25 protein-coding genes and 5 tRNA genes are annotated in these 23,628 nt (G+C 43.5%); 23 read left to right on the forward strand and 7 right to left on the reverse strand.

The window, feature by feature from the left end; all coding sequences use genetic code 11:
• Positions 1 to 74 precede the first annotated feature (74 nt).
• The 14 genes from IMZ28_RS00245 to IMZ28_RS00310 all read left to right on the forward strand — a co-directional run bounded on the left by IMZ28_RS00245 (position 75) and on the right by IMZ28_RS00310 (position 14,144).
• Positions 75 to 1,190 (forward strand): glycosyltransferase family 4 protein, encoded by a 1,116-nt coding sequence (locus IMZ28_RS00245; protein ID WP_197548663.1) that lies wholly within the window; start codon positions 75 to 77, stop codon positions 1,188 to 1,190.
• Positions 1,191 to 1,234: 44 nt separating this feature from the next.
• Positions 1,235 to 3,121, forward strand: a complete 1,887-nt coding sequence (locus IMZ28_RS00250; protein ID WP_197548664.1) for an exopolysaccharide biosynthesis polyprenyl glycosylphosphotransferase — start codon at positions 1,235 to 1,237, stop codon at positions 3,119 to 3,121.
• Positions 3,122 to 3,197: 76 nt separating this feature from the next.
• Positions 3,198 to 3,551 carry a hypothetical protein gene (locus IMZ28_RS00255; protein WP_197548665.1) on the forward strand — a complete coding sequence of 118 codons (354 nt, stop codon included), beginning with the start codon at positions 3,198 to 3,200 and terminating at the stop codon, positions 3,549 to 3,551.
• Complete coding sequence (locus IMZ28_RS00260) at positions 3,529 to 4,224, forward strand: LbetaH domain-containing protein (RefSeq protein WP_197548666.1); 696 nt, start codon at positions 3,529 to 3,531, stop codon at positions 4,222 to 4,224. Before IMZ28_RS00255 ends, IMZ28_RS00260 begins: the two co-directional genes overlap by 23 nt.
• A gap of 20 nt (positions 4,225 to 4,244) precedes the next feature.
• Positions 4,245 to 4,805, forward strand: a complete 561-nt coding sequence (locus IMZ28_RS00265; protein WP_197548667.1) for a uridine kinase family protein — start codon at positions 4,245 to 4,247, stop codon at positions 4,803 to 4,805.
• Positions 4,806 to 4,841: 36 nt separating this feature from the next.
• Positions 4,842 to 5,882, forward strand: coding sequence for a hybrid sensor histidine kinase/response regulator (locus IMZ28_RS00270; RefSeq protein WP_197548668.1), 1,041 nt, complete (start codon positions 4,842 to 4,844; stop codon positions 5,880 to 5,882).
• A complete protein-coding gene (locus tag IMZ28_RS00275; protein WP_197548669.1) occupies positions 5,882 to 6,532 on the forward strand; it encodes a response regulator transcription factor in 651 nt (216 codons plus the stop codon). Before IMZ28_RS00270 ends, IMZ28_RS00275 begins: the two co-directional genes overlap by 1 nt.
• A gap of 206 nt (positions 6,533 to 6,738) precedes the next feature.
• Positions 6,739 to 7,041 carry a hypothetical protein gene (locus IMZ28_RS00280; RefSeq protein ID WP_197548670.1) on the forward strand — a complete coding sequence of 101 codons (303 nt, stop codon included), beginning with the start codon at positions 6,739 to 6,741 and terminating at the stop codon, positions 7,039 to 7,041.
• Positions 7,042 to 7,374: 333 nt separating this feature from the next.
• Positions 7,375 to 7,731, forward strand: a complete 357-nt coding sequence (locus tag IMZ28_RS00285; RefSeq protein WP_197548671.1) for a hypothetical protein — start codon at positions 7,375 to 7,377, stop codon at positions 7,729 to 7,731.
• The gene (locus IMZ28_RS00290) at positions 7,728 to 8,927 is read left to right on the forward strand and encodes a TolC family protein (RefSeq protein WP_197548672.1); all 1,200 of its coding nucleotides are present in this window, start codon (positions 7,728 to 7,730) and stop codon (positions 8,925 to 8,927) included. Before IMZ28_RS00285 ends, IMZ28_RS00290 begins: the two co-directional genes overlap by 4 nt.
• Positions 8,924 to 9,997 (forward strand): efflux RND transporter periplasmic adaptor subunit, encoded by a 1,074-nt coding sequence (locus tag IMZ28_RS00295; protein ID WP_197548673.1) that lies wholly within the window; start codon positions 8,924 to 8,926, stop codon positions 9,995 to 9,997. Before IMZ28_RS00290 ends, IMZ28_RS00295 begins: the two co-directional genes overlap by 4 nt.
• A complete protein-coding gene (locus IMZ28_RS00300; RefSeq protein ID WP_197548674.1) occupies positions 9,990 to 13,076 on the forward strand; it encodes an efflux RND transporter permease subunit in 3,087 nt (1,028 codons plus the stop codon). Before IMZ28_RS00295 ends, IMZ28_RS00300 begins: the two co-directional genes overlap by 8 nt.
• Before the next feature lie 160 nt (positions 13,077 to 13,236).
• Positions 13,237 to 13,662 (forward strand): permease, encoded by a 426-nt coding sequence (locus IMZ28_RS00305; RefSeq protein ID WP_197548675.1) that lies wholly within the window; start codon positions 13,237 to 13,239, stop codon positions 13,660 to 13,662.
• The gene (locus IMZ28_RS00310) at positions 13,659 to 14,144 is read left to right on the forward strand and encodes a permease (protein ID WP_197548676.1); all 486 of its coding nucleotides are present in this window, start codon (positions 13,659 to 13,661) and stop codon (positions 14,142 to 14,144) included. The genes IMZ28_RS00305 and IMZ28_RS00310 overlap by 4 nt, the downstream gene beginning before the upstream one ends.
• Positions 14,145 to 14,428: 284 nt before the next feature.
• Here IMZ28_RS00310 and IMZ28_RS00315 read toward each other — a convergent pair whose 3' ends face one another.
• A complete protein-coding gene (locus IMZ28_RS00315; RefSeq protein ID WP_197548677.1) occupies positions 14,429 to 15,691 on the reverse strand; it encodes an arsenic transporter in 1,263 nt (420 codons plus the stop codon).
• 123 nt (positions 15,692 to 15,814) lie between these two features.
• Here IMZ28_RS00315 and IMZ28_RS00320 point away from each other — a divergent pair, with 123 nt between their 5' ends.
• Genes IMZ28_RS00320 through IMZ28_RS00330 form a run of 3 tightly spaced genes read left to right on the forward strand, consistent with a single transcriptional unit; the run spans position 15,815 to position 16,830 of the window.
• On the forward strand, positions 15,815 to 16,138 hold the full coding sequence (locus IMZ28_RS00320) for an ArsR/SmtB family transcription factor (RefSeq protein ID WP_197548678.1): 324 nt from the start codon (positions 15,815 to 15,817) through the stop codon (positions 16,136 to 16,138).
• A complete protein-coding gene (locus IMZ28_RS00325; protein ID WP_197548679.1) occupies positions 16,135 to 16,548 on the forward strand; it encodes an arsenate reductase ArsC in 414 nt (137 codons plus the stop codon). The genes IMZ28_RS00320 and IMZ28_RS00325 overlap by 4 nt, the downstream gene beginning before the upstream one ends.
• A 21-nt stretch (positions 16,549 to 16,569) precedes the next feature.
• Positions 16,570 to 16,830, forward strand: coding sequence for a hypothetical protein (locus tag IMZ28_RS00330; protein WP_197548680.1), 261 nt, complete (start codon positions 16,570 to 16,572; stop codon positions 16,828 to 16,830).
• 91 nt (positions 16,831 to 16,921) lie between these two features.
• Here the strand turns inward: IMZ28_RS00330 and IMZ28_RS00335 are convergent, their stop codons facing one another.
• Positions 16,922 to 17,737 (reverse strand): hypothetical protein, encoded by an 816-nt coding sequence (locus tag IMZ28_RS00335; protein ID WP_197548681.1) that lies wholly within the window; start codon positions 17,735 to 17,737, stop codon positions 16,922 to 16,924.
• A gap of 126 nt (positions 17,738 to 17,863) precedes the next feature.
• Positions 17,864 to 19,312, reverse strand: a complete 1,449-nt coding sequence (locus IMZ28_RS00340; protein WP_197548682.1) for an alanine/glycine:cation symporter family protein — start codon at positions 19,310 to 19,312, stop codon at positions 17,864 to 17,866.
• 152 nt (positions 19,313 to 19,464) lie between these two features.
• Here IMZ28_RS00340 and IMZ28_RS00345 point away from each other — a divergent pair.
• From IMZ28_RS00345 to IMZ28_RS00370, 6 genes are all read left to right on the forward strand, one after another.
• Positions 19,465 to 19,541: transfer RNA gene (locus IMZ28_RS00345), tRNA-Pro, on the forward strand.
• Between the two features lie 77 nt (positions 19,542 to 19,618).
• A tRNA-His gene (locus IMZ28_RS00350) sits at positions 19,619 to 19,694 on the forward strand.
• Between the two features lie 30 nt (positions 19,695 to 19,724).
• Positions 19,725 to 19,801: transfer RNA gene (locus IMZ28_RS00355), tRNA-Arg, on the forward strand.
• Positions 19,802 to 19,821: 20 nt separating this feature from the next.
• Positions 19,822 to 19,898: transfer RNA gene (locus IMZ28_RS00360), tRNA-Arg, on the forward strand.
• 29 nt (positions 19,899 to 19,927) lie between these two features.
• A tRNA-Leu gene (locus IMZ28_RS00365) sits at positions 19,928 to 20,012 on the forward strand.
• 96 nt (positions 20,013 to 20,108) lie between these two features.
• On the forward strand, positions 20,109 to 20,522 hold the full coding sequence (locus tag IMZ28_RS00370; RefSeq protein WP_197548683.1) for a hypothetical protein: 414 nt from the start codon (positions 20,109 to 20,111) through the stop codon (positions 20,520 to 20,522).
• Positions 20,523 to 20,531: 9 nt separating this feature from the next.
• Here IMZ28_RS00370 and IMZ28_RS00375 read toward each other — a convergent pair whose 3' ends face one another.
• The 4 genes from IMZ28_RS00375 to IMZ28_RS00390 form a co-directional block, all read right to left on the reverse strand.
• The gene (locus tag IMZ28_RS00375) at positions 20,532 to 21,242 is read right to left on the reverse strand and encodes an OmpA family protein (RefSeq protein WP_197548684.1); all 711 of its coding nucleotides are present in this window, start codon (positions 21,240 to 21,242) and stop codon (positions 20,532 to 20,534) included.
• A gap of 24 nt (positions 21,243 to 21,266) precedes the next feature.
• Entirely contained in the window at positions 21,267 to 21,548 is a 282-nt protein-coding gene (locus IMZ28_RS00380; RefSeq protein WP_197548685.1) for a glycine zipper domain-containing protein, read from the reverse strand.
• 73 nt (positions 21,549 to 21,621) lie between these two features.
• Positions 21,622 to 22,812: a replication-associated recombination protein A gene (locus IMZ28_RS00385; RefSeq protein ID WP_197548686.1), complete on the reverse strand. Its 1,191-nt coding sequence runs from the start codon at positions 22,810 to 22,812 to the stop codon at positions 21,622 to 21,624.
• A gap of 2 nt (positions 22,813 to 22,814) precedes the next feature.
• Complete coding sequence (locus tag IMZ28_RS00390) at positions 22,815 to 23,621, reverse strand: pseudouridine synthase (protein ID WP_197548687.1); 807 nt, start codon at positions 23,619 to 23,621, stop codon at positions 22,815 to 22,817.
• Positions 23,622 to 23,628 lie beyond the last annotated feature (7 nt).

The following is a 23,628-nucleotide window of genomic DNA, read 5'->3' on the forward strand; positions in this document are numbered from 1 at the left end:
ATCAAACATAGAGCTCTGCAAACAAAATGCATACTTTTATTTTACAATAGCGGTGAATTTAATAAGGAAACAGTATGAAAAAGATATTGATAAGTGCATTGGCATATGATCAAGGGAAGTCCGGTATCGCTAACTATATAGAAAATGTTGTTAAAGCATTAGGTAAAACCATGAATATCGAGCTTATCGTTAATGAGGATGAAGTGGACTTTTTCAAGGGGATTTCTGACAATATCACTTTCAGAGTAGTCCCCCGCTACTTGAAAAAGCCTCTCTTCAATATGCTGTGGCATCTTTTGATACTGCCGTTCACGATCAATAAGAATGCTTATGAATGGATGCTTCTTCCGGCAGGGAACCGCCGTCTGATGGCTTTTTATCCCGTTAAAACGCTGGTAACTATGCATGATCTGTCCCAGTTCAATGTTACAAAGAAGTATGATATGTTCCGTATGTTCTATATCAAACATGTCATTCCTTTTTTTCTGAAAAGGGCAGACAGGATATTCACGGTAAGTGAGAATACAGCAAATGATATGGTTCTGCATTACGGGATGAACAAGAATGAACTTGTTGTAAACTATAATGGTGTAAACACAGAAAATTTTTCACCCGATCTGAAAAGAGACGAAACAGTATTAAGGCTAAAAAAGCCATATATGCTTTATGTAGCGAGAATAGAACATCCCGGCAAAAACCATCTTAATCTTATCAAGGCATATGAAAAACTGCCTGAACGCTATAAGGAAGAGTATGATCTGTGTCTTATAGGCAGTGACTGGAACGGTGCGGAAATCGTACATGCCTATGCAGAGAACTCTCCTGACCGGGATCGTATAAAGTTTCTGGGGTATGTTCCGAATGATGAACTGCCGATGTATTACAGTCAGGCATCACTTTTTGTATTCCCTTCATTTTATGAAGGGTTCGGTATTCCTGTAGTTGAAGCGATGGCAAGCGGTACACCAGTTGCAGCATCATTTACATCTTCTCTTCCGGAGGTAGGCGGAGAGGCAGCAGCCTATTTTGATCCGAACTCGCCTGAGAGTATTGCCCAGGTGCTTCAAACTGTTCTCAAAAGCACTGCTCTCAGAAACAGAATGCGTGAGCTCGGATTTGAACAGGTAAAAAAGTTCAATTGGGATGAACATGCAAGGATCATTCAAAAAAGTGCAGATTCTGCAAACTAAATGCAACATGCTGTGCGATACTGTCAAAAATAAGGAGAACAATTATGAAAGAATTTTGCAATACAGTAAAGAATAATCCCGGGAAATCAGCTATGGATATGTCGTTTGGCATACTGCTCTATCTGCTTTACCTGTGTATTCTCCCTTTTATGGTACTGATATCGGTACTGAAAAAAACAGAGCTTTATGCTCCTTTGAAAAACAGTCACGGAATGGAACTGTTGGTTTTCAATACCGACTTCAAACCTGTCCGATATTTGCCTCTGGGAAGATCGATACTGCAAAGAAAGATATCTCTTGCAGGAACAGACCTTTATGAGGGCAAACCGCATGAAGGTACTCTGCCCGGACTTATTTCTCTGCATGGACTTCGTACTCTGAGCGGTATCGATCATCTTGGTGTTGATAAGACAGATATGGAATACCTTCAGCACAGCAGTGTGATGTATGATATCAAGTTGATCGTACGTTATGCAGCAGCACTGCTGCTTTCATCCGGCAGAAGCGTATATCTGCCTCGTCTAAACCTGATGGGTGTAAGATTTATGAACACCACTATGAGTGATGCGGTTGCGATTATAGAGGCAAAAGCCAAAAGCAGAGAAAAGAGCAATATCTATTTTATCAATGCAGATACGTTGAATAAAACGTATGAACATGCGGCTTTAAAAAACATATTGAATAGAACACCTTATGTTTTTCCTGACGGCAGCGGTATCAAGATAGCCTGTAATATGATGAATATGCCGATCAGACAGAATATAAACGGTACAGATATGTTCCCGTTTATCTGCAAAATGGCGGAAAAAGAGGGCTTGAAGATATTTCTTTACGGTGCAAAGGAAGGTGTAGCAGACCAGATGAAAGAAAAAGTACTGAAAAGATTCCCTGGTTTACAGATCGTAGGTACTGCGAACGGTTATGATCTTCATGACAATGAAGTGATCAATATGATCAACCATTCTAAAGCGGACATAGTACTTGTAGCCAAGGGTGCACCGTTACAGGAGGAGTGGATCGATACTCATTCAGATAAGCTCTGTGCACCTGTTGTTATGGGAGTTGGAGGACTGTTTGACTTCTATTCGGAGAGTGTTTCCAGAGCACCGATATGGATGAGAGAGATCGGGCTGGAATGGATATACCGTCTTCTTCAGGAGCCTAAAAGGATGTGGAGACGTTATCTTGTGGGCAACCCACTCTTTTTGGTACGTACCTACCTATGGCATAAAAAACAAAAACGTGAAAGAATGAGAAGATACTATGAGACGGTAGCCGGAGAAAAAAGACTAACGTTCATTCCTGATCTCTCTTTGGTGACACACCGTGTCTATCCCTATTTCAAACGGGCGGTAGATATTATTGTAGCATCAATAGCGATACTTCTGCTTTCGCCGGTCATGTTAACTGTAGCAATGCTTATCAAGGCTGAGAGCAGAGGACCTGTCCTGTTCTCCCAAAAAAGGGTAGGAAGGGATGGAAAAGTATTCTCTATGTATAAATTCCGTTCGATGGTCCAGAATGCAGAAGCACTGAAAAAAGAGCTTGCAGCAGCAAACGAATCCAAAGACGGTGTGATCTTCAAGATGAAAGATGACCCGCGTATTACAAAAGTAGGCAAGTTTATACGCAAGTGGAGTATCGACGAGCTGCCGCAGCTGTTTAATGTGCTGAAGGGAGATATGAGCCTGGTAGGACCACGTCCACCGGTACCTTCGGAGGTAGCAGAGTACAGCAGTGAAGATCTTAAACGACTCCATATCGTTCCGGGGATCACCTGTTACTGGCAGGTATCAGGGCGAAGCGAGATACCATTTAAGCAGCAGGTAGATTTGGATAAAAAGTATATCTCTACCCGTTCGTTATGGACCGATATCAAGATTTTGTTCGCAACGATTCCTGCAGTACTTGCACAAAAGGGTGCCTATTGATCAAGTGAGCAGATTTTTACAATCTTTCTGCAAACATCTTGTATAGAATACAAAAAAACATATAAGGATAACAAAGATGTTGAAGATATTAAGAGAGTATAAAGACGGACATGTGGAATACCACTTTATCGGTTCAATGGAGGGTAGTGATCTTGAGCTGCTGAAAAAAATGATGAAAGAAGATATGAACCGTACATATAGATTTACATTTAATTTCAGAGAGACAACACATATCGATGCGAATACGGTCAAGATACTCAAAGAAGTATATGTTATGAGTGTTGAGTATGCATGTGAGATCAACCTGACAGGTCTTCATGCTCAGCCGGCGATCATGCTTGAAATCTTTCAGGCAGACAAACTCTACAATATAATGGAACCTGTCAACAATGTATATGGAGGCGAAAATGAACCTTTGTATTATGCTTGATAAAACAGACTATGAGTCAATTTGGACAGAGCCGGTACTTCATCCCGAAGCGATGAGTATTGCAGGCAAGGAGATCATACAGTACTGGCTGGAGTGGGCAAGGTTCAAAGGGATTGAAAAACTTTATATCTATACAGAGTCGGAAGGAGTAGCGAGTGAAAAGATCGATATGCTTGAGACCCTTTACGGTGTTGCAGTAGTCTACCTGCATCCTTCCAAAAACATAGAGTATACAGAGAATACCTATAGGGGGCTTGGTGTATTCCTTGACAGCGGTGAATACAGGACTATCAAAGATCTTGACAGCTTCCTGAAGTTGGAACGGGCATTGATTCAGGAACCGTTAAAGTACAGCTCTACTGTAGGGTATGGCAAGTTTAAGCATATACAGATAGGGAAAAACGTCTATATCCACAAATCTGCAAAACTGTCAGGGGCTGTGGTGATCGGAGATAACTGTATTATTGAAAAAGATGTTGAGATCAGGGACAGTGTCATTAACAGCGGTTCTCTTCTTAAGAGAGGTTCTGTTATCGATAACAGTCACATCGGCAAAAATATACACTTGGCGACGAACGTATATCTGAAAGAGAAAGCACTCTTTGAATCAACCATTTATGACATGGTCAAAAGAGAGAGTGTTGTACATGAGGGTATTTGTCTGAAAAGTTGATTTTTTATGAAGGATAATAGATGATTATAGCCGTTGCAGGCGGAAGCGGATCGGGGAAAACTACCGTATCCAGAGCAATGAAACATTCATATAGTCAGCGTTTTGATATAAATGTTGAAGTTGTCTCTATGGATGACTACTACAAAAATGAGAATGAAGAGAGGTTTGACAACTATGATCATCCTGATGCATTCGATACAGATCTACTGTACGGGGATATACAGGAGTTCCTGGACACAGGAAGCATTGTAAAACGCTCCTATGACTATGTTACCAAGAAGAGCAGTATCATTCATGACAGATCCAATGTCAAACTTCTGATCATTGAAGGATTATATGCCTTTTATGAAAAAAAAATAAGAGATATGTGCAGTTTGAAAGTATATCTTGATACAGAGGAAGAGATAAGGCTTCAAAGAAGGATATTGCGTGATCTGAGAGAGCGGAGTATCACAGTAGAAGAAAATATGAAAATGATAAAAAGGTTTGTCAGGCAGATGCATGGAAGATATGTGGAAAGGCAAAAAAGGCTGGCAGACAGAGTATTTGTAGACAGTGAAGAGGTGTTAATGCTTTTATAGCGGATATTTATGGTATAGTAATATTCAAGGAAAAAGATGTTAGAGGATGAGAATGTGGAAAAGAAACCCTATATCATGGCTATCGATGACACTCCTTACAATCTTGAAGTATTGAGAGTGATACTGATGGATACAGATGCTGAGGTAGCGTGTGTCGAATCGGGCCGTGAGGCGATCGGGATGATCAGGGAAAGGGTACCTGATCTGATACTGCTTGATATCATGATGCCGGAGATGGATGGTTTTGAAGTCTGCGAGATCCTGAAGAGATCACCTGAGACCAACAGTACCCCGATTATTTTTCTGTCCGCACTTGATGATATCAACAGCAAAGTCAAAGCTTTTGAGGTAGGAGGGGTCGACTATATTACGAAACCGTTCAATACCCTGGAGGTTGTAGCAAGGGTCAAGACCCATCTGAAGCTTCACTATATGCTTGAAGAGATGAATACTCTGCTCAGAGAATCGTTTCATGAAATATATACACCGCTGGGGCTCATTAAAAGCTCGCTTTCTCTTTTAGAGCTTGAACAGGGTGACAACGAGCATCTTCAGAATATAAAATCTTCCGTACAGTCACTTCACTCAATCTATGAAGACATATACTATGCCATTAAAAAAGAGGTACGGTCATACCCTCCCGAGTGGATAGACCTGGAAGCCTTCCTGAACAAAAGAATTGAACTGTTCAAACCCCAGATGAAGTATAAAAGACTCAAGTGTGAGATCACATCTGAAATAGAATCTCCTATGATAAGGATAAACCTTACCGAACTTGAAAGGCTGATGGACAATCTGTTGTCCAATGCCATTAAGTATGCAAATGAAGAGAGTATTGTAAAGATAGAGATCACTCTTTCGGGGGAAAAGATCAGGCTGGCTGTTTCGAACAGTTCCAAAAAGATCAAAGATCCCAAAAAGCTTTTTGAAAAGCTGTACCGTGAAGACCATTCGGTTATGGGGCTTGGTATAGGTTTGAGCATCGTAAGAAAGATATGTGACAAATATGACATAGACATTGATGTGGAATCAAACGAGCATATTACAAGTTTCATACTTTATTATGAGGAGAAATGATGAAGATCTTACTTTTGGAAGATGAAGAGGTTCTTTGCAGGAATATAGAAAAGTTTTTAACTATCAAGGGGCATCAGGTTGACAGTTATGGAGACGGTGGAGTGCTTCTGGACGAAGCCAACCTCTTTGAATATGATTTTTTTATATTTGATATCAATGTTCCGGATGTTGACGGCTTTGAGCTTCTTACCTATATTAAAGACAAAAAGATCGAAACTCCTTTGATCTTTATCAGTGCCATGGTCGGTATTGAGGAGATAAGCAAAGGGTTTAAGCTGGGGTGCAGTGATTATCTGAAAAAACCTTTTGAGCTTGAAGAACTTGAACTGAGAATCAATAATATCAAAAACAGCTTCAGTGCCCATGAACGGATCGAACTGCCCGGAGGCCTGGTCTATGATTTTGATACCAAATCCGTATATAAAGACGGAGAGCCGTTGGAGCTGTCCAAAAAACAGAGTGAGATCCTCTATATCATTATGAAGTATAATGGACAGGTAGTCAGTTTTGATACTATTGCCGACTATGCCTATGAAGATGATTTTCGCGATATGCATACCATATCAAGCCATATCAGGGATATACGGAAGGTTATAGGTTCGGAAACTATTAAAAATGTAAGAGGTGTAGGATACAAACTGGCTTTGTGATACTTTAGACTTGAACTCAGTAGGCAAGCACCTGCTATTGTGATCCAAAAGAGAAAAAGGAGGAGATATTTTTTCAAAGTGTTTATACATCTGTAAGAAGAGAGCATACACGGTAATAAAAAAGTATACTAAATAATAATTTTTTTCATTTAGATTTAAGATAATTTAGTATAAAGTTCTTCATTCTTAAAAAGAAAGGAGTATAAATGCGATCTAAAATAGTATTTCTTGTTGTATTTATGCTCTCTTTTGTTATCGTACACGATACAGTACTCACAATGATCGATCAGAACAAGAAGATCGGTGTGACCTCCTCTTTGGAGAGTTATACTGTATCAGAGAAAAGTCCGAATATCCATCAAATACATAATATGTTCCACTTTGTTGCACTTGTCTGTACAGAGCTTCCCTCCGTGGATGTTCATGCTGAGAAGAAAACCATTGCATATTACATACCACAATACACTTTATCCTGCAAAGAGAGCATCATCAAACCCCCGATAGCCTAACTTTTTTACTATAGGGCACCTCTAATAACCCCATATGCTCATAACATTGCCGGCTTTGTTCTAGGCAAGGCACACTTTACAGACCTAGCCGTAGCTAAGTCGAAAAAGTGTAACGCCGCATAGGGCAAAGCCGGCATTGCCCAAAGGGTGGGCTTTGCAGACGCGATCTTTCACAAGATGCTTCCCATCGTCTTAGCTTTGGCTAGGACTTGAAAGCCTCTTGCAAAATCTCACATCTGCAAAACCCATTATGGGTGTATGGGGTTATTAGAAGTGCCCTATACTCTTATTTATACAATACAATATTTTTTTATGTAAAAAAGGAATACCCTTATGAAAATTATATTATGGGTCATACCATTCTTTATGGCCGGTATGGCAGCTGCCGAGCAGTTGAAGATAGAGAGTTCCATACCACTTCGGATCTATAACCATAGACCAAGTGTACAGTTGCAGCATCAACAAAGGCTGAGGCAATTGTGCAAAATAAAACCGGAGGAGGCCAGGTGGATCGCACTGAAAGTGTGTCATGCACGAAAGCTTCGTTCCCGAAAACTGAAACATAAAGGGCAGCTGCTCTTTTACCGTATTGCTACGGAACACTGCACAGTAGAGATCAATGCACTGGACGGGGCGGTGATCTCCAAAATAACAGACCAGAATGTCAATGAAAAAGGAAAAAAACAATGAAACTGAGATATATGATGTATGCCCTTTTACTGATGCAGGGGCTATATGCATCGACTTATACACTTGACAGAGTATTGGAATCGACAAAAAAACATGGTGTACTGACAAAAGCACAGTATTACGAAAGACTTTCTCTTGAGGCAAAGAACCGGGCAGATACGGCAGGAGATCCCTTCTCCCTGACAGCAGAAGGAACACATGCTGCTCCGCATCTTGACAAAAGCGGTACTGAGTACAGTATCGGTCTCTCAAAGAAGATTATGATGCCGGGAGTACTTTCACAGGAGCAGCGGATCACACAGCTCTCCAATGATGCCTATATGCTGGAAAAAGAGATGGAACTGCTTGATTTTGAGAATGGACTGAAGAACCTCTACCATCAGTATTGTCTTGATGTACAGAACTACAGAAGTTTCAGAGCAAGCTATCTTGATTTTGTCAAGCTCTATAAAAAGAAACAGAAAGCCTACCTTTATCAGGAGATCTCCAAAATGGAGCTTATTCAGCTTGAAACTGAGAAGAACAGGCTTAATGCACAGCTTCAGGCATTGAAAATGCAACAGAGTATCTCCCGACGAAAGTTGCTGATACTCGGAAGCATCCCGGAAAAAGAGACGGTTGTCTTTTCATGTCAAGATATGTACCCTGTTCGAAGAAAGGTAGACTATACAAAATCACTTTCCTTGTCAAAAAAAGCCTATAAAAAACGTATACAAAGTACAGAGGAGACGCTGAAGCGTTACTCCAGAGCGATCGAATCTATCGACACCTATGCACAGTATACCAATGAACTGGATACGGAGAGATACTCCATAGGTATCTCTATCCCTCTGAACTTTACCAGTCGCCGTTTTGAGGAGGAGCGTGCTGCCGCAATGTATAAGAACAGTGCACTTCAGTATAAATTCGAGCAGCATATGCGTCAGAAACAGAGTGCTCTTATGGAGCTGCACTCACAGCTGCAGAGTCATGCACTGATGATCGATGCTCTGCGAAAGAATGAATATGATTACACAAAAAAGCTTTTCCCAATGGTACAAAAGAGTTTTGACCTTGGAGAGATCTCGGTTTTGGAGTATCTGATGAACAGACAGAAGCTCTATCAGATCAGACAAGCGATCTATGCGGAAAAGGAAGCCTACTATACAACTCTGTTCAGACTCTATACGATCAGCGAAACAAAGGATAAAAAATGAAAAAACGATTGATACTGCTTGCAACCCTTATTTGCTTTGCCCGGGCTGAAGAGGTGAAGTTAACGCCGAAACAGGAGAAGAACTGGGATATTACAGTAGCCAAACCCGAAAGAGCCGACAGTTACCCTCTGGGGAGGATCATTGTCGAAGTAGTTACTCCTCCGACACTGCTGCATACGATATCTTTGCCGTTTGAAGCCAATGTACAGAAACTCTATGCCGCGAAGTACCAAAAAGTGCAAAAAGGCGAGATATTGGCGGAAGTGACAGGAACCAAGTGGATTGAAGTGCAGCAGAAAGCCATTGCAGATGCCATTGAATACCGTCATCACAAACATTTGACAGAGCGAAAGATAATGCTTTGCAAAGAGGAGATTATTCCACAAAAGGAGTGTAAGGCGGCACGTGCTGAACTTGAAACGGACAAAATAAGGATTGCGGCTGCCAAAGCACTTTTGGAGAGTTACGGTGCGGACCGGGAGAGTATTGAGACCCTTTTTAAGACCTTGAAGATCGCTCGTACTGTCAAGGTGAAGAGTAATGTGGCAGGAAGTATCATTGTGCTCAATGCAACACCGGGAAAGAGCACAAATCCTTCTGATGCTCTTTTTGTGATCAAACAAAAAGGGCCGCTCTGGATCGAAGCCAATATTGAAGCATTGCGTACGCTTAAGCTGAAGGAGGGGGAAAGGGTACGGCTTTCGGTAGCTGATAAAATGTTCGAGTCCCGTGTATTGCAGCTTTCAGATGTGATTAACCGGGAAAACCAGACACGAAGGGTACGTTTTTCTGTTCCGGAAACAGTACAGCTTGCTTCGGGCTTGATGCTGAGTGCCGACCTGATCGTTTTCGGAGATGTGCTGAAACTGAAAAAGAGTGCCGTGATCAAAGAGGGAGGTACGCAGATTGTTTTTATGAAAACACAATTTGGATTTAGAGCTATTCCCGTAGAGGTGATGGCGGAAGATGATACCTTCTACTATATCAAGCCTTCGCCTCTGCTAAAAGGTAAGGTTGCGGTGAACTCCCTTGCTATTCTGAAGAATCTGTTAGGCGGAAACGATGAATAAGATCATAAGTTTTGCTCTCGCAAGACGCTTTTTTGTCTCACTGTTGGCGCTTGCGATCCTCGGGTTCGGAATCAAGACTTACAATGAGCTGCCCGTCGATGCTTTTCCGGATATCTCTCCCACGCAGGTAAAGATCATTATGAAGTCCAGCGGGATGACACCTGCTGAGGTCGAGTCACGTATTACAGTTCCTATTGAGACGAAGATGGTAGGAATTCCCTACGAGACCATGATGCGTTCAACAACCAAATACGGGCTGTGTGATATTACGATTGACTTTGAGGATGGGACCGATATCTACTGGGCGAGGCAACAGGTGAGTGAGCGTCTGGGTGAGATCAAAGATGAACTGCCGGCCGATATCACAGGCGGGCTTGCACCTATCTCTACGCCGCTCAGTGATATACTGATGTTCACGATAGAGTCGGATGTACTTGACCTGGAAGCCAAACGTACGCTGCTTGACTGGGTGATCGCTCCGAAACTGAGAGCTATCAGCGGTGTAGCTGAGGTCAATGCACTTGGCGGAAAGGTTAAGACCTATGAAGTGGTACCCGATCTGGACAGAATGCGTGCGATGGGTGTAACGCTTGATGATATTCTCCAGACCCTTGAGAAGAACAACCGCAATGACGGTGCAGGACGTGTCTCACAGGGAGTGGAGAGTATTTTGGTACGTAGTGTCGGTCGTCTGAAGAATATCTATGATATAAAAACACTGCCGGTCAAGAAGATCGGAGAGCGTATTGTTACTATCGGTGATGTAGCAACTGTACATTTCGGACATCTGACCCGTTCGGGATTTGTCAGCAAGAACGGTGAAGGTGAAGCGGTCGAAGGATTGGTACTCGGACTTAAGGGGATCAATACAGCAATTGTGCTTGACAAGGTCAAGGAGGAACTTACACGTATTGAGAAGATGCTGCCAAGCGGTACGAAGATCGATATTTTTTATGATCGGTCCGACCTGGTGAATCTTGCTACCGATACGGTGAAGAAAGCGCTTTATGAAGCGATCATCCTCATTATGGTGATCCTGCTTCTGATGCTGGGAAATTTTGCATCAGCGGTAAGTGTGGCGCTCATTTTGCCGTTTGCCCTTCTGATGAGTTTTATTGCCATGCAGTACTTCGGTTTGACCGCGAACCTGATGAGTCTTGGCGGGCTTGCCATCGCCATCGGGATGCTGGTGGACTCAGCAGTTGTTGTTGTCGAGCATATCACTGCGGAACTGGGTAATCCCAAACGAAAACGCCAGAGCAAACTGCATATTATCTATGAGGCTACGGTAGAGATGGCTCCTTCGATTATTACAGGAGTACTGATCATCATCATTGTATTTATGCCGCTTTTGACCCTTGAAGGACTGGAGGGAAAACTCTTTAAACCAGTGGCACTGAGTATTATCTTTGCACTTTTCAGTTCACTGGTACTGGCACTTACTCTCATTCCTGTGCTCAGTTCGTTCATTCTGAAAAAGCGTCCGGACAAAGAGTCGTCCATTGTCAAAATACTTGTCAAAGGTTACCGACCCATACTCAACTATGCCATCAAGCATGCCAGACTGACCCTTGCAGCAGTTTTGGTGCTGTTTGGTATCTCTCTGGTGTTTGCCAATAAAACCGGTAAGACTTTTATGCCGACAATGGATGAAGGTAGTATTATTATCGGTGTGGAGATGCTTCCTTCCATTTCACTCAAAGAGAGTCTCGCTTTGAACCTGAAGGTGCAGAAAAAGCTGCGTGAGCATATTCCTGAGATCAAAGAGATCATTGCAAGAACCGGAAGTGATGAGCTTGGGCTTGACCCGATGGGGCTGAACGACACAGATACCTTTTTGGTGCTTAAACCCAAAGAGGAGTGGCGTGAGCCTTCCAAAGAGTTCGTTATCGATGAAATACGGAAAGTACTTGATGAGTTTGTCGGGATCGAATACAGTTTTACCCAACCCATTGAGATGCGTGTTTCCGAAATGCTGACGGGAGTCAGGGGGGACCTTGCCATTGCGATATTCGGTAACGATAACAGGAAGCTTGAAGAGATCGCTGTGAAGATCAAATCACTGCTTGAAAAGATCCCCGGAAGTGTTGATGTCTACAAAAAAGCCAATGAGGGTGTTGAGTACTTTGAGCTGGAATTCGACAAAAAGACGATGGCCTACTATGGCATCAGTCAGGAGGCACTCAACAGTTTCCTTAAGTCGATGCTCACCGGTATGGAAGTGGGGATCATTCAGGAGGGGATGCGACGTATTCCGCTTACGATCAAAGGGGAAAAGAATCTGCGTAACTCTCTGGACAAGATACGTAATCTTTACTACCCTGTTGCTGAAGGCAAGGCGATTCCTCTGAGTAACTTTGTCAAATTCGTTTCCAACTCAGGGCCGGTACAGATAGAGCATGAGCATGGCTATAGAAAGACCATCGTTCAGTCCAATGTGGAGGGACGTGACCTTGTCAGTTTTGTGGAAGAGGTTCAGAAGAGAGTTGAGCAGGAGATCAAGATGCCTCCTGGCTACTATGTTGAGTATGGGGGAGAGTTCAGGAACCAGCAGCGTGCGGCGGCAAGACTCGCTGTTATCGTACCGCTGGCACTCTTTTTGATTTTTGTTTTGCTCTTTATCTCTTTCGGTTCGCTCAAGCAGGCGCTGATCGTACTTATCAATGTACCGCTGGCACTTATCGGAGGGTTTATCGGACTTTACTTTAGTGGGGAGTACCTCTCTGTTCCGGCTTCGGTAGGCTTCATCGCCCTGCTGGGTATTGCGGTGCTTAACGGGGTGGTGCTGGTCAACTACTTCAACTATCTTGTAAAGAACGGCTCAGAGGTTAAAGATGCTGTTGTTGAAGGTTCTATGAAGCGTCTGCGTCCGGTACTGATGACTGCAATGATAGCGGCTTTGGGACTCTTGCCGCTACTGTTTGCTACAGGTCCTGGTTCTGAGATACAACGGCCGTTGGCGATTGTTGTAATTAACGGGCTCATCTCCTCTACGCTGTTGACACTGGTGATCCTGCCTATTCTCTATTTGCGCTTTACCAAAGAGCCCGAAGAGGATAGCGTCAGAAAAAGTCAATAGATTTCAAATAACTTTTAACAGTGCTGCGCTCTCCTCTTTTCGGGGGAGAGGATAGAACAGGGAATCTTTCAGATAAAATAGTGCATCTTAGGCTGAGGGCTAAACCAACTGTCAGCAAGATAGGGAAATAATAGCAGTATACATCTTGTAAAGGTGATCTATGCAGAGAAAATTCACAAGTGCTTTGAAAGGTATGTTCAAAACTCTCTATCTCATCGCTCCTATGTTATTGGCGGTTATCGGCCTGATAGGACTTTTCAAGACATTTATTACACCTGAAATGCTTCATGAACTCTTCAACGGCTCAATATGGCATGATATGTTGATGGGAACAGGCTTGGGCGGTATTTCCGTAGGTCAGCCCTTTTTGAGCTATATCATTGGAGGAGAAGTGCTTGATGAGGGAGCCTCTTTTTACGGAGTAACAGCCTTCATCCTCTCTTTCGTAACGCTGGGTGTGGTTCAGCTGCCAATGGAGTTTTCTGTTTTCGGATTTCGTTTTACATTGCTTAGAAACCTTTTGAGTCTTCTTTTTGCTTTTCTGCTCTCTATGGCAATTGCCTTTACTCTAGGACTGTTGTCATGAAAAAAAGCAGAAGTGGACTTATCATGCTTGCTATTGTGACCGTATTATATCTTCTGCTCTATTTTATGCATCCGGATAGAACAATGGATGCACTGAATGAAAGTCTGGGTGTGTTGAAGATGGTCCTTCCTGTTTTACTGATCGTCTTTTTTTTAATGGCACTGCTCAATTCTTTCATTGATGAAAAAGCAATTTCAAAATATTTGGGAGAAGAGAGTGGTACCAAAGGATGGCTGCTGGCACTTGTAGGAGGTATTTTGAGCCATGGACCCGGATATGTCTGGTATCCTCTCCTGCAGAACCTCAGAGAACAGGGAGCCAAAGACGGATTGATTATTGCCTTCGTCTATGTCAGAGCCATAAAGCTTCCCTGGTTGCCGTTGATGGTCACCTATTTTGGTTTGCCCTTTACCCTGGTCTATACTTTTTATGTGGTCTTGGGTGCCTATGTGCAGGGTATGATCGCCGATAAATTCAAATAAATTCCAGCACAAATATCTAGTCTGTATTTTCTATTGTTATTATCTAACTTGATTTTATTACTCCCCCATCAAACATTCGGGTTATTTGATGGGGGAGTAATAATTATAGTGTGGTATTTTTTCAGGAGTATTTATGAAGAGACTTGCAGTGCGGCTTTGTTTTGCAGCTATCAATACGAATGCTATAGAGTTTCAGGCCGTTCACTCCAGTCTGCAGAGCTGTTTTGAAAACAAAGATTGACAATACAAAAGTGATTGTCAACTACACGTTCTAACGTATGCTGTTACAGTAGTCCAAGCAGTGCGGTTAAAAGTACGGGCGGTGTGATGATCAGTCCTACCTTCATATATTCACCCCACCCTATTTTCACACCTTTTTGGGCCAATACATGCAGCCAAAGCAGTGTGGCGAGTGATCCGATAGGTGTCATTTTCGGTCCCAGGTTGGAGCCCAGAATATTGGCATAGACCAATGCTTCATTGCCTATATACCCTACTTTATCAATGGCGATATCCATGATCATGATGGTTGGCATATTGTTCATAACCGAAGAGATGATAGCAGAGAGAAACCCTGTTCCGATAATAGCAATTGCATCGCCCTGTGTTTTGATTATCTCTATCCATGAGGCTATGATATCGGTAAGCCCTGCATTTTTTAATCCATATACTACGATGTAGAGCCCGATGCTGAACCAGACCACCTGCCAGGGGGCGGCTTTGATGGTCATCATGGGTTTTGCAGCCCGATAGTGTGCAGCGAGAGCAAGAAAAACAAGGGCACCTCCCAGAGCGAAGAGAGAGACAGGCAGATCGAAGTAGTCGCCGATGAAGTAGCCAACCATCAGCAGTCCAAGAAAAAGCCAGCTGAGTTTGAACATAGTTCTGTTTTTGATTACGGTGGCAGCTTCGGGAAGCTGGTCGACATCAATGGTCAAAGGAATCTCTTTTCTGAAATAGACCCATAGCACAGCGATAGAGGCAATGATACTCAGCAGGTTTGGCAGGAACATATGTCTGGCATACTCAACAAATCCTATATCAAAATAACCTGCAGTGACAATGTTAGTGAGGTTTGAAATGACCAGCGGGTTGGAGGCACTGTCACCTATAAAGCCGCCGGCCATCAGAAAGGCGAAGATCGGAAGAGGCTTCATTTTGAGGTATTTCATCTTTGCCAGAAGGATAGGGGTAAGAATGAGCGCTGCACCATCGTTGGCAAAGAAGGCTGCGACGATGGCACCAAGCAGCAGAATGTACACGAACATCCTGTTCCCGTTTCCTCCGCTGAGTTTTGCCATTTTGATGGCTGCCCACTCAAAAAAACCGATCTCATCAAGTACCATAGAGAGAAGAATGATACCGATGAATGCCAGTGTTGCATCCCAGACGATACCGGTAACGGTGATCACATCATCAAAACTTACTATGCCAAGCAGCAGTGCAGCAGCAGCACCGGTTACTGCTGTTGTCCCTATTTGAAGTCCTTTGGGTTGCCAAATGACAAATATCAGTGTAAGCAGAAAGAGGCTGGATGCGAGTACCATAGATATCCTTTGTTCAATGTTTGGCGGCAGTATAGCAAAAATATATGCTTTAATCAATATATCTTGATATATTAAAATTATTTGGTTATACTTTGTATCTTATTTAAAGTACAGGCGGTAGGTATGGATATTTTTTTAAAAACAGTTTCTGCTTTAAATGATGAAACGCGTATACTTATACTCCGTTTTCTGGATGAATATGGGGAGCTGTGTGTATGTGATCTCCAGGTTTCTCTCGGAATGATACAGTCGCGTCTTTCAAGACATTTGAAAATTCTCAAAGAGGCAGGGTTTCTGCGTGTGGAACGCAAAGGGACCTGGGCATATTATGCCATCCGTTCACCGCTTGACAGGTTTAGAGCAGAAGCACTTGAAGAGATACGCCATCTGGATATTGGACTTCCGTCCCTTAAAAAAGTATCACAGACAGGAGAATGTAAAGTATGAGTGACAAAAAACAGGTATTGGTCTTATGTACAGGAAACAGCTGCCGTTCCATCATCGCTGAAGCAATGATCAACGCAAGACTTGGTGACTGTGTTGAGGCGCAGAGCTCCGGCGTCAAAGCCAGCGGGAAAGTAAACCCCTATGCCAAGGCGCTGCTTGAGTCCAAAGGAGAGTGGAAAGAAGCGTATCACTCTAAAGCAATAGAGAGCGTTTTGGCTACACCGTTTGATCTGGTCGTGACGGTATGTGATCATGCGAAGGAGACCTGCCCAATATTCCCCAAAGCGGTCAAGACTATTCATGTTGGCTTTGAAGATCCAAGCGGTAAAGCAGAGGAAGAGTATGCAAAGACCTATGATCGTATAAAAAAAGAGCTGCTTCCGGTCATCAGGGCGGAACTTTGTGAATAATGTAAAATAAAAAGGATAGATATGCAAAAAAATGTCAGTAAAACGAACAATGGTGTCAAGATCAGTTTTTTAGGTGAAGTACAAAAGCAGAATATTGTACAGATGGTACAAAACTGTGCAACAGGAGAGTGTGAGTGTATGAGTGATACTACAAAAGCCAAGATCAGGGAGATGAGGGTAGAAGGTGCAGATGGTAATGTTGAACTTAATCTCGAAGGAGAGGTAAGTGTTGAGGAGATCAGGGAGGCACTTTCACGCTCGAAGGTGTTGAAAGGAGAGTAGATTTCCTCCCCCCATCAAGCTGCAATACAATATGTTATAGGTTCAAAGAGAGGGAAGGTGCTATTGCCTACCCGCTTTACTCTGTACTATATTAAACTGTAGTGTTATTATCATCTTCAAGATTATCATCTGTAGTGTTGTTATCATCTTCAAGGTTATCATCATCAACATCGTCTGGTAGACCGTCATTGTCATCATCATCATCAACATCGTCTGTCAGACCATCATTGTCGTCATCATCATCAACATCATCTGTCAGACCATCGTTGTCATCATCAACATCAGCTGCATTGTCAATACCGTCATCATCAAGGTCATTGTCAATGTCAACTATACCATCACCGTCATCATCATCATCATCACGGTTGCACAGCGTATCATTATCATCATTATCATAGACATTGAGCAAGCCGTCACCATCAACATCCATAGGATCATTTTCCAACTCAATTAAAATCACTTCGCCGTCAACGCTGATAGACAAGATATCATCAGAAACGCCATCACCTTCGGTATCATTAATGTCGTCACGGCTCATAGGAAGATCAATATATCCAAGATCTATATCTTCGGCTGCCTGGAAGAGTGTACCGTTTCCGTCTGTCGTGATAATACCGATAGGAGTAACAACTTTGGTGGCATTGTCATCTTCATTGGTGGTCATGACCAAACGACAACTCAGGTTACTTGGAATTTCCAACTCAAATGGATGTTCTGTTGTCCCATTGTCTGTTGATTTTACAGAGTAGTAACTGCCATCACTACAAAATGCTTCAATAAGTGTTCCCGGAACTGTACCACTGATCTTACTGATTTGTGTAGTGGAAGTAGTAGAGCTTCCGCCACCGCATCCTGCCAAAGTTAATGCCGCTGTAATCGCAGCAAGCTTCAATGAATTTATTTTCATATCTATCCTTTTAATTTCTTTATATAGTATTATAATCACATATAATACACAGTATTATTTTAATACTAGCTTAAAAGAAGGTGTTTTTAGGGAATGTGTCATCACAATATTATATAGGATACCCCTTTATTTGCGTATTGCCTCAGCATCAAGTTCTCCGCTCTTCCATTTTTGTAAATAGAGATCAAGGTTGGCTTTGACGTCTCCTTGCAGCATATAGAGTCCGATAATATTTGGCAGAGCCATAGTCAATATGAGCAGGTCTGAGAACTCCAGCATTGCCGAAGCACTGGTTACCGATGCCATAATGGTAAATGAGATAAAGATCAGTTTGTAGACAAGGGTATATTTCTCTCCAAAAAGATAGGTCCATGAACGTTCTCCGTAGTATGACCATGAGATCATTGTGGAAAAAGCAAAAAGAACTATAGAGGCCGAGAGGATGATCGGAAACCAGGAGATGACCGTTCCATAGGCAGCAGCAGTGAGTGCGGCACCCTGTTTGGCAGCAACAAGGTCTGCAAATGCACCAGACGGGTCATAAACGCCTGTAGTGACGATGACCAATGCAGTCATGGTGCAGATGACGATCGTATCAATAAAAGGTTCGTAAAGTGCCACCATCCCCTGACGTACAGGGTATTTTACCGAAGCAGTGGAGTGTACGATCGCAGCAGAACCGATCCCCGCTTCTGAAGAGAATGCCGCCCTTTTGAAGCCCTGTACCAAAACACCGATGATGCCTCCGGCTGCTGCACTTGGTGCAAAGGCTTCATGGAAGATCGTTGCGATAGCTCCCGGTACGGCTGAGGCATTGACAGCCAGGATCCATAAAGAGGCAAGAAGGTAGATAAAGACCATAAGCGGTACGATCTTTTCAGCAGTACTTGCGATACGTTTAATACCTCCGATGATCACGAAACCGACAATGACCGCCATAATAAGTCCGAAAGCAATAGGGTAGTCGGCAAAGAATGGAACACGGTCCGAGAGAGCACCAAGTGCCTGTGAAGTCTGGAAAGCATTCCCCGCCCCCAGGCTCCCTCCAATAGCAAGAAAAGCAAAGAGCATGGCAAGCACTTTTCCTAGGTGCTTGTGCCCTTTGGCGGCAAGTCCTTTGGAGAGGTATTGCATCGCCCCTCCCATAATGCGTCCGTCAGGACGTTTTTCACGATAGATCTGTGCAAGTGTCACTTCGGTAAACTTGAGGGTCATTCCAAAAAAACCGGCCAGTATCATCCAGAATGTCGCACCCGGACCACCTATGGCAATGGCAATGGCTACCCCGGCGATATTACCCAGACCAACAGTAGCTGAAAGTGCTGTTGTCAATGACTGGAAGGGTGTTATCTCCCCCTCATCATCGGCTGTGCGATATTTGCCCGTTAGTATTTTATAGGCATGGGAGAACATACGAATATTGATAAAACCGAAACGTAAAGTCATATAGAGACCGCCTGCTACCAGCCATGCAACGATAAAAGGCATAGATGATCCCTCTATCTGACCAAAAAAGATATCAAAAAAGAAAACAGAAGCCAAGATACTGTTTATTTGTTCAAAAATAGTGTCCATAGGTGTGTACTCCTTGAAAATAGCGCATTTATTATACTCAATTAAGCCAAAAGAAGCTCTAGCGGAAATAAAAATATCACTTTTTTTATTTTTTTTAAAAAAACTATTGACAAATAGAAACCTTTTGACTATAATTGCAGTCCTTTTTATAACGGAGTGTAGCGCAGTCTGGTAGCGCACCTGGTTTGGGACCAGGGGGTCGAAGGTTCGAGTCCTTTCACTCCGACCATTTAAGTTATTTAACATTGCATCATTAAAAATATTAAGACACTATTTGAAAGTTTTCAAAAAACGTCTTGTTTCATGGTAGGCGTAGTTCAGTTGGTAGAGCACCAGTTTGTGGCACTGGTTGTCGCGGGTTCGAGCCCCGTCGCCTACCCCATTGGTATTAACAGGATAACCCCGAAATGAAGCGCCAGTGGCTCAACTGGATAGAGCATCAGACTTCGGATCTGAGGGTTAGGGGTTCGAGTCCTCTCTGGCGTACCACTTATTTTTTTGATGTAGATGCACTCGTAGCTCAGCTGGATAGAGCACCCGCCTTCTAAGCGGGCGGTCTCAGGTTCGAATCCTGACGGGTGTACCACCTTTTTATTGTTTTGTAAACAATCACATGCGGATGTGGTGGAATTGGTAGACACGCCAGACTTAGGATCTGGTGCCTAACGGTGTGGAGGTTCGAGTCCTCTCATCCGCACCACTTACAAAATATTTTCTTAAAACAATCACTGCACTTATCTTTTCCCGGAAATCATAGTATAATTATTTATAAGCATTCTATATATAAGGATAGAAGATGGATAAATCATTTATGGTGTTTATTGCTGTCGGAATGGCATTTTTTTATGTGGTAACTACTTATGTGGGAGAGATTCAGGAAGAGGATGAACGTTTTCGGAATACAGGTTATGAACAGGAGCACAGATATGACCAGTACTATCTGGAAGACAGTATCGGTCAGAAGATTCTGGATGTGACACTGGCTGAGCCGGCAACACAGATTGAAGCATGGAACCGCAGTCGGCTGAGGGAGGAGTATTTGGAGCTTTTTCCGGATTTTGATACGATGAAGGCATTTATCCAACAGAGAGTAAGAGGAGAAGTATTGGTTGGAAAACTTACAGCACAGATCAATGGGGTAGAAGATAAGTTTTTCTCCGGTGAGATGAGTCCGGAAGAGGCCAAGCGTACACTTGGCCGACTGAAGTAAAGTGTGCCTTTATCTGCACGGATCGGTCATAGCATTTCTGTCTGCATAGAGATAGACCTCTACACGTCGGTTAAGTGCTCTGTTTCGTGCATTGGTGTTGGGTACAATAGGTTTGTTGTAGGAACATCCTTTAACCAGTGGACGTCCATTGACAGCCAACAGATTGGCAACACTTCTTGCACGTCTTTCTGAAAGGCCAAGGTTATATTCGTAACTTCCCCTGTCATCTGTAAAGCCTGCAACGCCTACTACGGTTTGCGGATAGTTTGCAAGTACCTGGGCAATCTTTTGCACTTTACGTCGTGCGCGAGGCTGCAGTCTGGCAGAATCGGTTGCGAACATCATCTTGTCTCGGAACATGATCCTGACGTGGGTAGGGTATTTGGAGACAATGATCTCATGGTTGGGATCGAGACGGGCAAGAGGATCGTTGTTTACTCCGGTTCCAAGGGCCCTGGCAATTGCGTTTGCCTGTTCATCCATACTGTAGCCTATGGCTCCGCCTACAGCAGCACCAAGCAGTCCGCCAATGAGAGCACGTTGTCCTTTATCGTGTCCCTTTGTATTGTATCCGATGATGGCACCCGCAAGGGCACCGGTTGCTACACCGGTTTTCGTACGATCGTAACTGGTATCTTCTACCAGGCCGGGCTCCCTGTAGCATCCGCTGAGGGTCAATAATGCTGCAATAGAGAGCAGCAGTGATCTGGATAAAGTCATTTTTTCTCCTTTTTGGTCTAAATTTTATTCATGCCAGCCGCCGCTATCTACAGGTGGCTGATTGCTCTTGTCGATTTCATGACCGATAAGAGCACCGGTTGCGGCACCTACGACTGCACCGATGGCAGCACGTTGTCCGGGATGATCTCCTTTGGTATTGTACCCGATGACTGATCCTGCAACAGCTCCTGTGACAGCACCTGTTTGGGTAGCATTGTTGGGTAGTACCTCGTTACCTGTACATCCGTTGATAAAAAGAGCCGATGTAAGCAATAAGGGTATAATAGTCTGCAAAGAGTATTTCATTTGTCTCTCCTTGAGATTGGATTGAAAAGATTATAGCATATCATTGTGAAGTAAATGTGTTGAGCAGTTTTTTCTATGGCTTTTTCTCTCTCACTATCTTTTGATGCCACTCCCAAAGTGTCTTTTCAAAACCGATCTTCCGTGTTTCGTAGAAGTGCAAAGGTTTACTCAAATATTTCTGTGCCACCCAACCGTCAAATTCATGTGGATAGAGGTAGTTTCCGGCATGGGTTTTGATATGGTCCGGAATAGGGTGTATCTCACCCCTTTGGATTGCTTTGAGTGCTTTGTTTATGGCTATATAGGCACTGTTTGATTTGGGAGAAGAGGCAAGATAGACCACAAGCTGTGCCAGAGAGATACGTGCTTCGGGGTATCCGATATGTTTGACGATGGTCAGGGTTGAAGAGGCAAGGTTGAGGGCGTGCGGATTGGCATTGCCGATATCCTCACTTGCCAGGATACTCAATCGTCTCGCAATGAATTCTGCAGGCTCACCGCCATCGATAAGACGGGCAAGGTAGTAGATGGCAGCATCAATATCCGAACCTCTGATGCTTTTGATCATGGCGGAAGTAAGTTCATAGTGGCTTTCACTTTCAGAACTTCCAGCCTGCATGGCATGAGGCCGTATCTGCTTAAGTACCGGCAGTACTACAGGTGTTTGTACTGCCAGTGCACTCTCAAGCAGATTGAGCATGGCACGAAGATCACCGCTGCTTGAAAAGACTAGATAGGCTTTGGCTTCTTTTTCTATTTCTATCTCTTCACGCTGCAGTACTTTTTCCAGGAAAGCAGACATTGTTTTTTCGTCTATAGGCTGCAGCTGATAGAGATGGGAACGCGAACGTATTGCTGCGGAGAGAGCGTAATAGGGATTTTCGGTAGAAGCTCCGATGATCAGTGCAGCATTGTTCTCCATAAAAGGCAGCAGTACCTCCTGCTGGTTCTTGCTGAGGCGGTGTACTTCATCAATGAAAATAAGAGGTTTTTGCAGGGCATGTTGATATCTCTTGAAGATATTGCGCACTTCTTCAATCTTGAATGAGGTGGCATTCATCTCATAAAAAGGTCTGTCGAGGTGTGTGGCAATGACTCTGGCAAGAGAGGTTTTCCCACAGCCTGGAGGACCGTAAAAGAAAGTGTGTCCCAGCTTCTCCTGCTCAAGGAGTCTGCGAAGCACTCCTGTTTCTCCAAGCAGTTTCTCCTGTCCCACGATATCATTGAGAGTTTTAGGACGGTATTTGAGTGCCAGGTTTGCCATGGTTATGCTTCAGGTGTTTCTTTTTGTTTGGCTCTCTCTTTTTTTTGAGCCTTTTTTCTCTGTTTGAGGAAAGCATGAAGGTCATCATATTCTTTTTTTGTAAAGAAGCGTGTTTTATTGGTAGGGAGATTGTTTAGCTCGATACCGCCGAAGGCTACACGTTTGAGGTCAAGTACCTTGGCATTGAAGTGACCAAAAAAACGTCGAAGTTCACGGTTTTTCCCTTCATTGATGGTCACACGAAGTTTGGTGTAGCTTTTCCCCTCCGAACGTATATCAAAGCTGATAAACGGGGCGAATTCCATACTGTAGATTTTGCTCTTCTCGTGGGCCCCGGCACGCGCATCATCGAGTACCAGCCCCTCCTGCATGGCGCTGACCATCTCCTGGGTAAGGGGTTTGTCTATCTTTATGTTGTATGTACGGTCAAGCTTGCTTTCCATGAGTGCTGTAGCAACTTCAACATTGTCTGTCAGGAGTAAAAGGCCCTCCGAGGCATAGTCGAGCCTTCCTACAGGGATAAAGTGTCTGAATTTTCCCGGAAGCTTATGGTAGATTGTGGCGCGTCCTCTGTCATCTTTTTTTGTGACAAGTACTCCCTTGGGCTTGTTGTAGACAATGACAGTCACCTCATTGCCTTTCTCTTTGACCAACCGTCCTTTCACAAAGATACGGTCTCCGGGCTGTACCTCATATCCGAACTCTTTAATGGGCCGTTTGTTGAGTGTGACCTCTCCGTCTTCTATCAGTTTATCCGCATCACGTCTGGAGTACTTGGTATTGTGTGCAATATATTTGTTCAGTCTCATTTTACTC

Origin of the sequence: Sulfurovum indicum, assembly GCF_014931715.1 — a bacterium.
Classification (GTDB): domain Bacteria; phylum Campylobacterota; class Campylobacteria; order Campylobacterales; family Sulfurovaceae; genus Sulfurovum; species Sulfurovum indicum.